Raw genomic sequence first — 14,458 nt, forward strand, 5'->3', positions numbered from 1 at the left:
GTCCTGCGGTTTCCGGTTCTGACGGTGCTGGTCCTGCCGGTGGCTCGCTCAGCGCAGGAGCCGCACCGCCGCGATCACCAGCGGATGCAGTCCGTCGGGTCCGGCGTCGGCGTACGCGAGGAGCCGGGAGCGCATGCGGGGGTCCCAGAGGCGGCCGATGTGCCCCGCGACGGCCTCGGCGGCCGACTCCTCCGGCAGGTGCCCGAGGTTCACGGCGATGTCGTTGGCCATGCGGTGCTCCGGTGGCACGGTCGCCGTCATCTCAGTCCACCACCGTGAGGACGTCGTCGGCGGCCCGTTCCGGTGTCCTCGCGGCGTGCCCGAGCGGATGGGCGAGCCCGACCTGTACGGCGGTCACCTTGTACTCGGGGCAGTTGGTCGCCCAGTCCGAGTTCTCGGTGGTCACCACGTTGGCGCCGGTCACGGGGTGGTGGAACGTGGTGTAGACGACGCCGGCCGGCATCCGGTCGGAGATCTCCGCCCGCAGGGTGGTGCGCCCGACGCGGCTGGCCAGCGTCACCAGCGCGCCGTCGGTGATGCCGCGGACCTCGGCGTCGTGCGGGTGCAGCTCCAGGATGTCCTCGGGATGCCAGGCGACGTTGCCCGTTCGCCGGGTCTGCGCGCCGACGTTGTACTGGCTGAGGATGCGCCCGGTGGTGAGCACCAGCGGGAAGCGCCGGGTGCTGCGCTCGTTGGTCGGCACATAGGCGGTGACGACGAACCGGCCCTTGCCGCGCACGAATTCGTCGACGTGCATGACCGGCGTCCCCTCGGGAGCGGAGGCGTTGCACGGCCACTGCACGCTGCCCAGTCTGTCGAGCAGGCCGAAGGACACTCCGGTGAACGTCGGGGTGACGGCGGCGATCTCGTCCATGATCCGGCCGGGATGGTCGTACGTCATCGGGTAGCCCATGGCGGTGGCGATCTCGCACACGATCTGCCACTCGTGCCTGTCGGTCCTCGGCTTCATCACGGCACGCACCCGGTTGATCCGGCGTTCGGCGTTGGTGAAGGTGCCGTCCTTCTCCAGGAAGGACGCGCCGGGCAGGAAGACGTGGGCGAATTTGGCCGTCTCGTTGAGGAACAGGTCCTGCACGACGACGAGTTCCATGGCTTCGAGCGCGGCGGTGACGTGCTGGAGGTTGGGGTCGGACTGCGCGATGTCCTCGCCGTGCACGAACAGGCCGCGGAACGTACCGTCGATCGCCGCGTCGAACATGTTGGGGATGCGCAGTCCGGGTTCGGCGAGGAGGGTGCCGCCCCACAGGTTCTCGAACACCTCGCGGACGGCGTCGTCGGACACATGGCGGTAGCCGGGCAGTTCGTGCGGGAAGGAGCCCATGTCGCAGGAGCCCTGGACGTTGTTCTGCCCGCGCAGAGGGTTGACCCCGACGCCGTCGCGGCCGATGTTGCCGCACGCCATCGCGAGGTTGGCCATTCCCATGACCATGGTGGAGCCCTGGCTGTGCTCGGTGACGCCGAGGCCGTAGTAGATGGCGCCGTTGGGTGCCGTCGCGTACAGCCGTGCGGCGGCGCGCAGTTGGCCGGCGGGGACACCGCTGATCTCCTCGGTGGCCTCCGGGCTGTTCTCGGGCAGGGCGACGAACTCGGCCCACGCGTCGAAGCCTTCGCACCGGGTGTCCACGAAGGACCGGTCGACCAGGCCCTCGGTGACGACCACATGGGCCATGGCGTTGACCACGGCGACATTGGTGCTGGGCCGGAGCTGGAGGTGGTGCGCGGCCTCGATGTGCGGGGAGCGCACCAGGTCGATGCGGCGGGGGTCGACGACGATCAGCTCCGCGCCCTCGCGCAGTCGTCGCTTCATCCGCGAGGCGAACACCGGGTGTCCGTCGGTGGGGTTGGCCCCGATCACCATGATGACGTCGGCCTCCGCCACGGAGCGGAAGTCCTGGGTGCCGGCCGACTCGCCGAAGGTCTGCTTGAGTCCGTATCCGGTCGGGGAGTGACAGACGCGGGCGCAGGTGTCCACGTTGTTGTTGCCGAACGCTGCGCGCACCATCTTCTGGACGACGTACACCTCCTCGTTGGTGCACCGCGACGAGGAGATCGCGCCGATCGATCCCTGACCGTGCCGGCGCTGGATGTCCCGCATCCGCCGGGCGACCGTGCCGATGGCCTCGTCCCAGCCGACCTCGCGCCAGGGGTCGGTGATGCTGTCGCGCACCATGGGCCTCAGGACCCGGTCGGGGTGGCTCGCGTAGCCGAAGGCGAAGCGGCCCTTCACACAGGAGTGGCCCTCGTTGGCTCCGCCGTTCTTGTACGGCACCATGCGGACGAGTTCGTCGCCGCGCAGTTCGGCCTTGAAGGAGCAGCCGACACCGCAGTAGGCGCACGTGGTGACCACCGACCGTGTCGGCATGCCGAGTTCGACCACCGACTTCTCCTGGAGCGTGGAGGTCGGGCAGGCCTGGACGCAGGCGCCGCAGGAGACGCACTCGGAGTCCATGAACGTCTCCGCGGCGCCGGGCGAGACCTTGGAGTCGAAGCCGCGTCCCTCGATGGTGAGCGCGAAGGTGCCCTGGACCTCGCCGCAGGCGCGCACGCAGCGGGAGCAGGCGATGCACTTGGCCGGGTCGAAGTCGAAGTACGGGTTGGAGGTGTCCTTCCCGGCGTCGAGGTGGTTCTCGCCCTCGTAGCCGTACCGCACCTGGCGCAGGCCCACCACGCCCGCCATGTCCTGGAGTTCGCAGTCGCCGTTGGCGGGGCAGGTGAGACAGTCGAGCGGATGGTCGGAGATGTACAGCTCCATGACGCCCTGGCGGAGCTTCTCCACCTTCGATGTCTGGGTCCTCACCGTCATCCCGTCCGCCACCGGCGTGGTGCAGGAGGCCGGGGTGCCCCGCCGGCCGTCGATCTCCACCACGCACAACCGGCAGGAGCCGAACGCCTCCAGGCTGTCGGTGGCGCACAGTCTGGGTATGTCGACACCGGCGAGCGCGGCGGCGCGCATCACCGAGGTGCCCTCGGGAACGGTCACCGCCAGCCCGTCGACCTCCACCGATACGGTGGCCGCCCCGGGCCGTTCCGGGGTTCCGAAGTCGGGTTCCTTGAGCAGTGTCATGAGGTGCCCTCCCGCCGCGCGCCGCTGTGCCGCCGGGAGTCGGGCTCCCGGCCGGTCCCGCGGGCGAGGAAGTCGTCGGGGAAGTGGGTGAGGGCGCTGCGTACGGGCATCGGGGTGAGCCCGCCCATCGCGCACAGCGAACCGTCGGTCATCAGGTCGCACAGGTCTTCCAGGAGCGCCAGGTTCTCGTCCGGGTCCCGGCCGGCCACGATCTTGTCGATGACCTCGACGCCGCGCACCGAACCGACCCTGCACGGCGTGCACTTGCCGCAGGACTCGGCAGCGCAGAACTCCATCGCGAAGCGGGCCTGGGCGGCCATGTCGACGGTGTCGTCGAAGACGACGACGCCCCCGTGGCCGACCAGCGCGCCGGCCTCCGCGAAGGCCTCGTAGTCCATCGGCAGGTCGAACATCGACGGGGGCAGATAGGCGCCGAGCGGTCCGCCGACCTGCACCGTGCGCACCGGGCGCCCGGAGAACGTACCGCCGCCGAAGTCCTCGACGAGTTCGCGCAGGGTGACGCCGAACGCGGTCTCGACGATGCCGCCGTGCGCGATGTTGCCGCCGAGCTGGAAGACCTGGGTGCCGCGCGAGCGTTCGACACCGAGTCGCTCGTAGGCGCTCGCTCCTGCGGCGAGCACGACGGGGACGGTCGCGAGGGTGAGTACGTTGTTCACCACGGTCGGTCTGCCGAACAGGCCCTCGATCGCCGGGATCGGGGGTTTGGCCCGGACCGTGCCGCGTTTGCCCTCCAGGCTCTCCAGCATGGAGGTCTCCTCGCCGCAGATGTACGCGCCGCCGCCGACCCGGACGTGCAGGTCGAAGTCGAGTTCCGAGCCGAGGATGCCTTTGCCGAGCCAGCCGTGTTCGCGGGCGACGCCGATCGCGGCCCGCATCGTGGCCACCGCGTCCGGGTATTCCGAGCGGATGTAGAGGTAGCCCTCGCTCGCTCCGACCGCGTGCGCGGCGATGGTCATGCCCTCGATGAGCATGAACGGGTCGCCCTCCATGACCATCCGGTCGGCGAAGGTACCGCTGTCGCCCTCGTCGGCGTTGCAGCAGACGAACTTGAGGTCGTCCGCGCGGTCGAGGACGGTCTTCCATTTGACGCCGGCCGGGAAGCCCGCGCCGCCCCTGCCCCGCAGCCCGGACGCGGTGACCTCGGCGACCACGTCCGCGGGCGGACGCTCCAGCGCGGCGCGCAGTCCGGCGAGGCCGCCGTGTGCCACGTAGTCGTCCGCGGACAGCGGGTCGGTGACGCCGACCCGGGCGAAGGTGACCCTGTTCTGCCGGGCCAGCCACGGGAGTTGGTCCACGACACCCAGCCGCAGCGGATGGTCGGCACCGTCGAGCAGGCCCGCGGCGAGCAGGTCCTCGACGTCGGACGGGGCCACGGGACCGTACCCGACGCGGCCCATCGGGGTCACGACCTCGATCAGGGGCTCCAGCCAGAGCATGCCGCGTGAGCCGTTGCGTACGACGTCGAGGGGGACGCCGTCGCGCACGGCGGCCCGCCGCAGCACGTCCGCGACGTCGTCCGCGCCGACGGACCGGGCCGCCGAGTCGCGGGGGACGTAGACGGTGACCGCGGGGCACGCCGTGTCGTTGACGTCGTCGTTCACGAGGAGACCGTCCCGTCCAGGATCGAGCCCAGCCGGGCGGGTCCGACGCGTCCGTGCAGCCGCCCGTTCACCTCGACCGACGGGCCCAGGGCGCAGTTGCCGAGGCAGAAGACCTGCTCGACGGTGACGGCGCCGTCCGCGCTCGTCTCCCCGAGTACCAGTCCGGCCTCCCGCAGGTAGGTCACCAGACCGCCGGCGCCGAGCGCCTGGCAGGCCTCCGCCCGGCAGACGCGCACGGTGGTACGTCCGGCCGGTTCGCCGCGGAAGTCGTGGTAGAAGGTCACCACTCCGTGGACGTCCGCCCGGGAGAGGTTGAACTCGTCGGCGAGCACGGGAATCGCCTCCCGCGGTACACACCCCAACTCGGCCTGCACGGCGTGCAGTACGGGCAGGAGCGCGCCGCGCTGATCCCGGTGAACGGCCGCTGTCCTCCGGACCACGCTCTCGACCGTCATGTCATCCACGCTGGCCGCCATGCCATCCACGCTGGCCGTCATAGTCGCTCCGCCTTCCGTCGTGCGGGTTCCGGGCGATGCCTGCGAGACTGAGACACTACCCCATACAGACTTCTGTATACACAACTCAATCCACATCAATTTCCGTCGCCCGGGCGGGAATTGGCCGCCGCGGACGACCATCGCGGGCGCGTCACGAGCGGCCCGCACACTGTGGACCCCTGCCGGTACCCCTGCCGACCTGGGATCACCTCCCGGCGACCCACCATCTTGCATACGAAAACCTGTATGCTGACGCGGCCGTCGGCAACCCTTTCGGCGGCCACCTCTTGGCAGAGCCGTCGGCCCCGCGGGCCCGGTGGCGGAACGGGGTTCCCATGCGTGAGGCACTCACGGCCGCCGCGACCCGGCGCGTCACCCGCCCGGCGCCGCTTCGGCAGGCGGTGTACGACGCCCTGACCGAGCTGATCGTCAACGGCTCCCTCAAGCCCGGCCAGCACCTCGTCGAGGCCGAGCTCGCCGAGCATCTCGGGGTCAGCCGACAGCCCGTACGGGAGGCCCTGCAGCGGCTCCAGACCGACGGATGGGTCGATCTGCGCCCCGCGCAGGGTGCCTTCGTCCACTCCCCCACCGAGGAGGAGGCCGCCCAACTCCTCGGCGTCCGGGCGGTGCTGGAGACCTACTCGGCCCAACTCGCCGCCCAGCACGCGAAGCCCGGGGACGTCGACAAGCTCTGGGAGTTGCACCAGGAGGGCGTCGACGCCCTCGCCGCGAGCGACATCGAGCGGCTGGTCGCGGCCAACACCGCATTGCACACCTTCATCACCTCGCTCGCCGACAATGCCGTACTGGCCGAACTGATCGCGGGTGTCAGCCAGAAGGTGCGCTGGTACTACACGCCGATCGCGCGGCCCCGCGGCAAGGAAGCCTGGAACGAACACGCCCAGCTCATCAGGGCCATCGCCAAGGGCGACTCCGACCGCGCCGGCGAGGTCATGCGCAAGCACACCGAGCGCACCACCGGCTTCTACCGCAAACAGCTCGCCGCCGGGACGAACCAGGACTGACCGGAGAGGTGCTCGCGCGGGAGCGGAGCGTTCGGCTCGGGTAGCGATCCGGGAAACGCGCCTGCCGCCGCCGTCAGCTCCAGCAGCCACGGCCGCACGGCGCACAGCAGGATGTCGAGTCCTCCACCGTCCCGTCCGAGCATCACATCGGCGGGCACGAGCACCGGATCCGCATGGAGGGTGGAGGTGGCACTGCCCCTGGGTCCTCCCCCGCCGGGCCTGGCGGGGACGAACAGGTCCGAGGCCTGCGCCGGGACGACCCACAGCGTCGGACCGTCCCGCCCGGCGAGCGGCCGCGAGGACCAGAGGTAGCTGTCGGCCTCGCCCGCCGCGACCACCTGCCGCTTGCGCCCCCGCAGGGCGACCACGTCGGCGAAACGAGCGGCGCCCGAGCGGGACTTCCCGTACGAACTCTCGTATGCCGCCTCGTATGTCGCCTCGTACGGATCCTCGTCCAGCGCCAGACTGACGAGGTGCCGTCCGGCGGCGACCTCCTCCCTCACCCAGGAACCGCCGCAGGACTCGATGGCGGCGACCGCGGCGAAGTGGGACGCGAGCACGACGGCGGTCGCCGGGCAGACCCGGGCGGTCCGTGCGACCACGTCGGCGGCCTCGGGCAGCCCGAGGCCGGCGCCGCCCGACTCCCGAGGGACGGTGAGGCCGAGGAGTCCGGCGCGACCCAAAGCCGACACCGCCTCACGGGGGAACCGGCCTTCTCCGGCCGTCAGTTCGGCGGCGGGCGCGACGACTGCGGCCAGGACGGCCGAGAGAGAAGTGCGGTAGGACACGGGGTGGCCCCCTCCTCGCGAACAGCTTCCCACGGAAATTGCATAGATTGCATACAGTATGCAGCTCGCAGCCGCAGTGCACCAGAGAAGCAGGACAGCGAATCCCGGCGCCCCCGCACCAAGAGATCTGGACCCGATCCGCCCCCTCACTCCCGCGGGTCGATCTCCCTCAGCAGCCCGGTCGTGACGTCGAAGACGAAGCCGCGGACATCGTCGGTGTGCGGAAGGAACGGTGACGTCCGCACCCGCTGCAGCGACTGCCGTACGTCCTGGTCGACATCACGGAACGCCTCGACCGCCCAGGCCGGCCGCTGCCCGACCTCCATCTCCAGCTCGTGCCGGAACTCCTCGGTGATGCTCTGCAGACCACAGCCGGTGTGGTGGATGAGTATGACGCTGCGCGTCCCCAGCGCACGCTGACTGATCGTCAGGGACCGGATGGTGTCGTCGGTGACGACACCGCCCGCGTTGCGCACGGTGTGGCAGTCGCCCAGTTGGAGACCGAGCGCGGCATGCAGATCGATGCGGGCGTCCATGCAGGCCACGACGGCGACACGCTGAACCGGCCGCGCGTCCCTGCCCGGGTCCACGAACCCCGCGGCATAGGCGCGGTTGGCCGCCACGAGCCGGTCGATGACCGTCCCGTCACCCGGAAGGCGGCCGGCGGACGGGGCGGGACGACGGGATGCTGAAGTCGACATTGCGGGGCTACCTCACTCCGGTCGATGACGGGAAGACCTCTACCCCGGTTATGTATGCGATATGCGATAGCCCGCGTTCTCACCCTCACAGCCGGTTCGCCGCCGTGTCTGTACTTGCCTGTACCGTCTGTGGGCAGAGATCGTCGGCCGGACGGACGGGAGAGTGCATCGTGCGGGTGAGCGGGCGCGTACGGACGGCGGGCGCCTTCGGGCACCTGCTGCTCGTCGTCGTGCTCGCGCTCGGCGTGTTCCTGATGCACAGCCTGGGACACCCTCAGGAATCCGGTTCCACCGGAGTGAGCACCGCGTCCCACGGCACCGCGTCCCACAGCTCTGTGGACTCCACGGCAGAGGGCCCGACGCACGGTCCGGGGGCGGCCACGCCCGCCGGCATGACCGGGAAGACGAAAAGCCCCGGGCACGTCGCGTCCCCGCACGAACCGCCCATGGCGATGGACATGTCGTCCCTCTGCGTGGCCGTACTTCTGGGCGCGGGCGCCCTCTTCGCGCTCGTACGTTCGTTGTTCCCCCGCCATGCCGACCAGTTGGCCGCACTTCTGGCACGGTCACACGTCGTACCGCGCCCCCGTCCTCCGCCACGTGGCCCCGATCTCACCCGGTTGTCGGTCCTGCGGCTGTAGGCCGACGCGCCTTCGCGGACACGCAGCAGCGTGATTCCGCGATCTCGCGTCCGCCCGAACAGCCAAGAACCACACACGAGGTGATTTCGACCATGACTGCCTTCACGCGTGCCCTGCGCCGCGGGTCCGCCCGCCGCTTCACCGCCGCCGGCGTCTTCGTCGCCGGCGCCCTGCTGCTCTCCGCCTGCGGCAACGACGGCCACGACACGGCCGACACGAACCACGGAAGCGGGCACGGCCCGGCGACTCCTGCGGCGACGGCGACCGCGACCGGCGCGGCCGGTGGCCACAACGAAGCGGATGTCAAATTCGCGCAGTTGATGATTCCGCACCACCAACAGGCCGTGCAGATGGCCGAATTGGCGGGCAACCGTGCCGCCGACCCGGAGATCAGGTCCATCGCCACGACGATCGAGAAGGCCCAGGACCCCGAGATCAGGACGATGACGGGATGGCTGCGGTCCTGGGGCGAGCCGGCCGCCATGGACGACATGCCCGGCATGGCCATGGGCGACGGCATGATGTCCGACAAGGACATGGCGGAGCTCAAGACGATGAAGGGCTCGGCGTTCGACAAGATGTTCGCCCAGATGATGATCGGCCATCACAACGGCGCGATCTCCATGGCCAAGGACGAGCGCGAGAGCGGCGAGAACACCGACACGGTGAAGATGGCCGGCGCCATCGTCACGGGCCAGTCCGCCGAGGTCACGCGGCTCCGCGGCATCCTCGACCGGCTGTAGGGCGTGTCCGCAAGGTCTCGCCGGCCCGGCGACGCCTGGCACGCCCTCCTGACGGACGACGGCACGTTGCGGACACGCCCCAGGACCTGCCGTTCGGATCATGCGGCGGGACGCGGGGGCGGGACACCCATCCCGCCCCACTCGGCCCAGCCGACACGGCACCGCACCTCGGCGTGAAGCCGACACCGCGCCGCACCGCGCCTCGGTGCCACTGATCCGAACGACAGGCCTCAGCTACACCGGCTGACGGCACGGGCTCCCGGCACACACCCGGGAGCCCGTGCCACCCCGGAACTCAGCGCACCCCACGACCTACCGGGCATGGCGCACGATGGCCGTACCGGGCACGGGGCGCGACGACCGTACGAAGCCATGCGCGCGCCGCCTTTCTTCGGCGGCGAAACGGCCCTGCCCCCCGGGACGCACGGCGGTCATCGACGGTGACGTCACCCGGCTAGCGCAAACGGGCGCGTGCCGCGTGCCTCGCCATCGAGCCGGCCGCGGCCGCCGTGGTGCCCCGGCCGTGGCCGTGCTGATCACGGCCACGACCCTGTCGATCGACAGGGCGCGCGGCGTCACACCGTACGGACGGCGGCTCCAGAACGCGCGACGACGGGTTCGGGGTGATTTATGGTGACTCAAGGAGGATGCCCCGACCGGAGGTGCAATGATGCGCGCCGCGGCAGCGATCGGCTCTCTGGCTGTCAGCGTGGCGCTCATCGTCGCGACATCGGCTTGCGACGAGGGCGAGTCAAAGTCGTCGAAGGCCACGTACGGGGACTGCGAGGTCTCGGGACACTACGGAGAGTTCCACCTCTCCCCCAAGACGGCGGGCGCCCTCACGGTCAAGACGACCCTGCCCGCCCCCGGCTGGTGGAACGGCGACACGCCGGCCTCCGTCAAGAGCGGCTACGAGTACTGCATGGCCGCCAACATCGCCTACCGGTCAGGGCTCGACCGGCTGAAGGTGGAGAACGCCCCCTTCCCCGAGGTCGTGTCCGGCCGCACCACGAACTTCGACCTGGCCCTGGCGCAGATCACGATCACCCCGGAACGGAGCAAGGTCGCCGCGTTCTCCCCGCCCTACCTCGACTCGACCCTGGGAGTGCTGATCAGGGACGGCGAGAAGATCGACGAGAACAACCTCCGTGACGTGCATATCGGTGTGGCCGAGGGCACCACGGGCGAGGCGTTCGTCAAGAACCGCCTCAAGCCGACCAAGCCCGTCACCGCCTACGCCAACGACCCGGAGATGGTCACGGCGCTGGAGGAGGGCCGGATCGACGCGATCGTCCACGACACGACGATCCTGCTGGCGTACCCCCAGAAGCGGGAGGGCAGGGTGCGCATCGTGGGGCAGTACCGGACCGACCAGGGTTATGGCGCCCTGTACCCGAAGGGGTCACCGAACAAGAACGAGCTCGACCATGTGATCAAGCAGCTCATCGACGACGGGACGCTCGCCAAACTGTCGGTCGTCTATCTCGGGGCCGCTTTCGGCCAGGACCCCGACAAGATCCCGTACTTCACGGTGAAGGAAGGCTCCTGAACCGCTTCACAGGTCCGCCAGCAGGAGACTTCCCAGGTCCCCGGCGGCTCCCCCGTCGAGTGCCTGCTCAGCCCAGATGATCTTGCCTCGGTCGGTGTACCGGGTCCCCCAGCGGCGGGACATCTGCGCGACGAGGAACAGACCACGGCCCCCTTCGTCGGTGAAGGCCGCACGGCGCAGGTGCGGGGAGGTACTGGTGCCGTCGGCGACCTCGCAGATCAGACTGTCGCGATCGCGCAGCAGCCGCAGGCTGATGGGGCTCCCGCCGTACCGGATGGCGTTCGTCACCAGTTCGCTGAGGATCAGCTCGGTCGTGAAGGCGGCCTCGCCGAGCCCCCAGGCCTCCAGTCGGCGGGTGGCCTCGGCGCGGATCCGCGAGACGGCCGCGGGGTCTTCCGGCACCTCCCACTCCGCGATCTGGTCCGGGTCGAGCAGCCGGGTGCGTGCGACAAGCAGGGCGACATCGTCACTCGACCTGGTGCGCAGCATCGCGTCGAGCACCGCCTGGCAGGTGTCCTCGGGGCTGGCGCCCTCCGTGTGGGCGAGCGCGTCCTTCAGCATGCCGAGCCCGGTGTCGATGTCACGGCCGCGGGCCTCGACCAGGCCGTCGGTGTAGAGGACCAGCCGGCTGTCGGCGGCCAGCCGGAGCTCGGCCGTCTCGACCGGCAGGCCCGCCCCCACGCCCAGGGGCGGGGCGACGGGGATGTCGGGGAAGGTCACGGAGCCGTCGGGCGAGACCAGCGCCGGACCGGGATGGCCGGCCCGGGCGACGACACACCGCCCGGAGACCGGATCGTAGACCGCGTACAGACAGGTGGCACCGGTGATGGCCTCCGCTGCCGCGTCCTCGTCGATGCGGGCGATCAGATCGTCCAGGTGCCCGAGAATCTCGTCGGGAGGCAGGTCCAGGGCGGCGAAGTTGTGCACCGCCGTCCTCAGGCGCCCCATCGTCGCGGCCGCGTGCAGACCGTGTCCGACGACGTCGCCGACCACCAGGGCCACCCGGGCTCCCGGCAGCGGGATGACGTCGTACCAGTCGCCGCCCACCCCCGCCTGGGCCGGCAGGTACCGGTGACCGACGTCCAGCGCGGACAGCTCGGGGAGCACGCCGGGCAGCAGGCTGCGCTGGAGGGTGACGGCCGTGATGTGCTCGCGGGTGTAGCGGCGGGCGTTGTCGATGCACACGGCCGCCCGGGCGGCGAGTTCCTCGGCGGGGGACAGATCGTCCGGCTCGAACGGGTCCTGCTCCGAACGCCAGAACTCCACGACACCCAGCAGTTGTCCCCGCGCCTGGAGCGGCACCGAGATCATGGAGTGGATGCCGTAGGTGATGATCTTCCCCGTCCGCTCCGGGTCCTGGGCCCGCCATCCGTCGGCCGTGGCGAGGTGCTCCACGAGGACCGGCCGGCCGGTGACGATACCGATGGCCACGGGGTTGCCCGGCACGTGGTGCACGCGCGTCCCGACGGGGGAAAGCGGCGCGTCGTCCCGGATGCCCGCCGCCGCGACGCGGTGCATCTCCATGTTCGCCCCGGTCGGTTCACCACCGTGCAGCACGGGGTCCACCAGCTCGACGGTGGCGAAGTCGGCGAAGCGCGGGACGGCCACCTCGGCCAGTTCCTCGGCGGTGCGCTTCACGTCGAGGGTGGTGCCGATCCGCGTGCTGGCCTCGTAGAGCAGTCGCAGGCGCCCGCCCGCCACGTCCGCCCGGCCGGCGAGGGCGCGCAGCTCCGTGGTGTCGCGCAGGGTGGCCACGCTGCCCCCCTTCGGGCCCACCGGCCGCACGTTGACCGCGAGCAGGGTGTCCCCGGCCAGGAAGACCTGGTCGGTGACGGCCTGGCCGGATCCCAGCAGCGCGGCCAGGGCCGGGCTCAGGCCGAGTGCGGTGACCGGCCTTCCCTCGGCCTCCGGCGCCAGCGCGAGCAGCCGGCGCGCCTCGTCGTTGGCCAGTTGCAGTGTTCCGTCACCGTCCAGAATGATCACGCCTTCACGGACCGCGTGCAGCACCGCGTCGTGGTGCTCGTACATACGGGTCATCTCCACCGGCCCCAGGCCCGCGGTCTGGCGCCGCAGACGCCCGCTGACCAGTGCGGAACCACCCGCGGCGAGCAGCAGCGCCACACCGCCGGCGGTGAAGATCACCGGCAGTTGGTGCTGCACCACATTGGCCACCTTGTCCACCGTGACTCCCACGGTGATGAGGCCGACGACGGTCCCCTTCTCGTCGAAGACGGCCACCGTCGAGTCGACGGCCTTCCCCAGACTGCTGTCGAACGTGGTCTGGTGGGGCTGGCCTCCGAGCGCCTCGCCGTAGGAGGTGGAGACGTGCTTGCCGATCTGGTCCGGGTCCGGGTGGGTCCACCGGAAGCCGTACGGGCTCAGCGCCACGACGTAGTCGACGCCGGTCTTCTTGCGCACCACCTCGGCATGGGGCTGGAGTGCCGCCGTGGGGTCCTTGCTCTTCATCGCCGCCGCGGTGCCCGGGGCGTTCGCGAACGTCTCGGCCACCGCCAGTGACCGGTCGCCGGCCTCCCGGATCGCGCGGTTGCGGTCCTGGAACACGAGCACCACCACGGCCGTGGCGATGAGCAGCAGGACGACCGCCAGTTGCAGCAGGAAGACCTGACCGGCGACGCTGCGCGGAGTCAGCATCGACCGCACACGCCCGCCAACCGGTCGGCGATGGGCCTCCGGGCCGGACTCCGGCGGCCCGGCCTTCGGCGGCACACGGTCGCCCCGTCGGCTCGCTGGGACATGTCGCCCAAGTTTGCCCATTTCATCAGTATCAGTGACTGCCCCGGCGGGCGCGGCTCAGGACAGGCCGATCCCGGATTCCCGGTTCATTCGCCGAGCGGGCCGACCGGGGTCCGGCCCGCCGTTCGACGACGAATGTCCGGGGGCGGGCCGGGGCGGCCCGCCCCCGGGGAAGGTCAGCTGTTGGCGTTGAGGACGGGGTAGTAGCCACTGGCGTGGCCGGTGGCGGTGGGGTGGTACGACTCCCAGCTAGGCGAGACCACCAGGGAGTGCAGCCAGCCGTCGCTGGAGCACAGCTCATGGCCGCCGAACGTGGTGCGGACGTCTCCGAAGACGAAGCCATGGGCGGCGGCACGGCCGGCGATGACGCTGTCGATGACGTCCGACGCCTCGTCGATCTTGCTGTGCTTGGTGGCGGAGAGGCCGACGCAGAAGACATTGAGCGTATACATGTGCGGGTAGCCGAGAACGACCACCTTGGCGTTGGGCGCCTTGGCGCGGATGGCGTCGTACGTGGCGTCCAGGCGGGCGGGGAGCGTGTTCCGGGCGTAGTTCTCGGCCGTGTTCACGCGATTGACGCAGTCGGTGTCCGAGCCGGTCACGCAGGTGGTCATGACGTCCGAGAAGCCGGCGTCGTTGCCGCCGATGGTGAGAGAGACGAGGCCGGTGGAGGAGTTCAGCGGGGCGAGCTGGCTGTTGGTCACATCCGTGGTGACCGCACCCGAGCAGGACGTGTCGGCGAACGAGGACGGTGCGTGGGCGTTTTTCCACAGGTAGGGGTAGGCACTGAGGCTGCGGTGGCAGCCTCCGCTCGAACTGTCGTAGTTCCCTGCGCCGTTGCCGGCCGAGTACGAGTCACCCAGCGCGACATAGGCCGGTCCGGCGGCATGCGCCGGACCGGTCAGCACCAGGCCGAACATCATCGCGAGACCGAAGGCGACAAGGGTGGATCGCAAGTTGACGCGTCTCACAGGACCTCCCTGAGCGGGAAAGCTGGCCCTCATTTGGTACAACGGACAACCACTTTACGGAAGTGTTCATGTCAAAATTGTT

General features: G+C 70.3%; 12 protein-coding genes. 4 read left to right on the forward strand and 8 right to left on the reverse strand.

Annotated elements, in window-relative coordinates; genetic code table 11:
* Positions 1-48: 48 nt before the first annotated feature.
* From ACWEBX_RS21840 to ACWEBX_RS21855, 4 genes are read right to left on the reverse strand one after another with little or no spacing between them, the layout of a single operon-like run.
* Complete coding sequence (locus tag ACWEBX_RS21840; RefSeq protein WP_451886495.1) at positions 49-261, reverse strand: formate dehydrogenase subunit delta; 213 nt, start codon at positions 259-261, stop codon at positions 49-51.
* A gap of 1 nt (position 262) precedes the next feature.
* Positions 263-3,085: a formate dehydrogenase subunit alpha gene (gene fdhF / locus ACWEBX_RS21845; RefSeq protein ID WP_451886496.1), complete on the reverse strand. Its 2,823-nt coding sequence runs from the start codon at positions 3,083-3,085 to the stop codon at positions 263-265.
* Positions 3,082-4,707 (reverse strand): formate dehydrogenase beta subunit, encoded by a 1,626-nt coding sequence (locus tag ACWEBX_RS21850; RefSeq protein ID WP_451886497.1) that lies wholly within the window; start codon positions 4,705-4,707, stop codon positions 3,082-3,084. The genes fdhF and ACWEBX_RS21850 overlap by 4 nt, the downstream gene beginning before the upstream one ends.
* Complete coding sequence (locus ACWEBX_RS21855) at positions 4,704-5,183, reverse strand: NAD(P)H-dependent oxidoreductase subunit E (protein ID WP_451886498.1); 480 nt, start codon at positions 5,181-5,183, stop codon at positions 4,704-4,706. Before ACWEBX_RS21855 ends, ACWEBX_RS21850 begins: the two co-directional genes overlap by 4 nt.
* Positions 5,184-5,539: 356 nt before the next feature.
* Between ACWEBX_RS21855 and ACWEBX_RS21860 the strand changes: the two genes are divergently transcribed.
* Positions 5,540-6,229 (forward strand): GntR family transcriptional regulator, encoded by a 690-nt coding sequence (locus ACWEBX_RS21860; protein ID WP_451886499.1) that lies wholly within the window; start codon positions 5,540-5,542, stop codon positions 6,227-6,229.
* Here the strand turns inward: ACWEBX_RS21860 and ACWEBX_RS21865 are convergent.
* Complete coding sequence (locus ACWEBX_RS21865; RefSeq protein ID WP_451886500.1) at positions 6,190-7,017, reverse strand: acyl-CoA dehydrogenase family protein; 828 nt, start codon at positions 7,015-7,017, stop codon at positions 6,190-6,192. The genes ACWEBX_RS21860 and ACWEBX_RS21865 overlap by 40 nt on opposite strands.
* Before the next feature lie 146 nt (positions 7,018-7,163).
* Positions 7,164-7,718: a beta-class carbonic anhydrase gene (locus ACWEBX_RS21870; protein ID WP_451886501.1), complete on the reverse strand. Its 555-nt coding sequence runs from the start codon at positions 7,716-7,718 to the stop codon at positions 7,164-7,166.
* A 170-nt stretch (positions 7,719-7,888) separates the two neighbouring features.
* Here ACWEBX_RS21870 and ACWEBX_RS21875 point away from each other — a divergent pair, with 170 nt between their 5' ends.
* The 3 genes from ACWEBX_RS21875 (at position 7,889) to ACWEBX_RS21885 (ending at position 10,651) form a co-directional block, all read left to right on the forward strand.
* The gene (locus ACWEBX_RS21875) at positions 7,889-8,359 is read left to right on the forward strand and encodes a DUF6153 family protein (protein WP_451886502.1); all 471 of its coding nucleotides are present in this window, start codon (positions 7,889-7,891) and stop codon (positions 8,357-8,359) included.
* Between the two features lie 92 nt (positions 8,360-8,451).
* Entirely contained in the window at positions 8,452-9,102 is a 651-nt protein-coding gene (locus ACWEBX_RS21880; RefSeq protein ID WP_451886503.1) for a DUF305 domain-containing protein, read from the forward strand.
* Positions 9,103-9,772: 670 nt separating this feature from the next.
* Entirely contained in the window at positions 9,773-10,651 is an 879-nt protein-coding gene (locus tag ACWEBX_RS21885) for an ABC transporter substrate-binding protein (protein WP_451886504.1), read from the forward strand.
* A gap of 6 nt (positions 10,652-10,657) precedes the next feature.
* Here the strand turns inward: ACWEBX_RS21885 and ACWEBX_RS21890 are convergent, their stop codons facing one another.
* Together ACWEBX_RS21890 and ACWEBX_RS21895 are read right to left on the reverse strand one after the other, a co-directional pair.
* Positions 10,658-13,303 (reverse strand): SpoIIE family protein phosphatase, encoded by a 2,646-nt coding sequence (locus ACWEBX_RS21890; RefSeq protein ID WP_451886505.1) that lies wholly within the window; start codon positions 13,301-13,303, stop codon positions 10,658-10,660.
* A 278-nt stretch (positions 13,304-13,581) separates the two neighbouring features.
* A complete protein-coding gene (locus tag ACWEBX_RS21895) occupies positions 13,582-14,376 on the reverse strand; it encodes an SGNH/GDSL hydrolase family protein (RefSeq protein WP_451886506.1) in 795 nt (264 codons plus the stop codon).
* Positions 14,377-14,458: the final 82 nt, after the last annotated feature.

The organism is Streptomyces sp. NPDC005070, assembly GCF_053600395.1.

Coding starts and splice junctions, on each gene's coding strand:
- ACWEBX_RS21840 (WP_451886495.1), bottom strand. CDS start 261: ATGACGGCGACCGTGCCACCGGAGCACCGCATGGCCAACGACATCGCC.
- fdhF (WP_451886496.1), bottom strand. CDS start 3,085: ATGACACTGCTCAAGGAACCCGACTTCGGAACCCCGGAACGGCCCGGG.
- ACWEBX_RS21855 (WP_451886498.1), bottom strand. CDS start 5,183: ATGGCGGCCAGCGTGGATGACATGACGGTCGAGAGCGTGGTCCGGAGG.
- ACWEBX_RS21860 (WP_451886499.1), top strand. CDS start 5,540: ATGCGTGAGGCACTCACGGCCGCCGCGACCCGGCGCGTCACCCGCCCG.
- ACWEBX_RS21870 (WP_451886501.1), bottom strand. CDS start 7,718: ATGTCGACTTCAGCATCCCGTCGTCCCGCCCCGTCCGCCGGCCGCCTT.
- ACWEBX_RS21880 (WP_451886503.1), top strand. CDS start 8,452: ATGACTGCCTTCACGCGTGCCCTGCGCCGCGGGTCCGCCCGCCGCTTC.
- ACWEBX_RS21885 (WP_451886504.1), top strand. CDS start 9,773: ATGCGCGCCGCGGCAGCGATCGGCTCTCTGGCTGTCAGCGTGGCGCTC.
- ACWEBX_RS21890 (WP_451886505.1), bottom strand. CDS start 13,303: ATGCTGACTCCGCGCAGCGTCGCCGGTCAGGTCTTCCTGCTGCAACTG.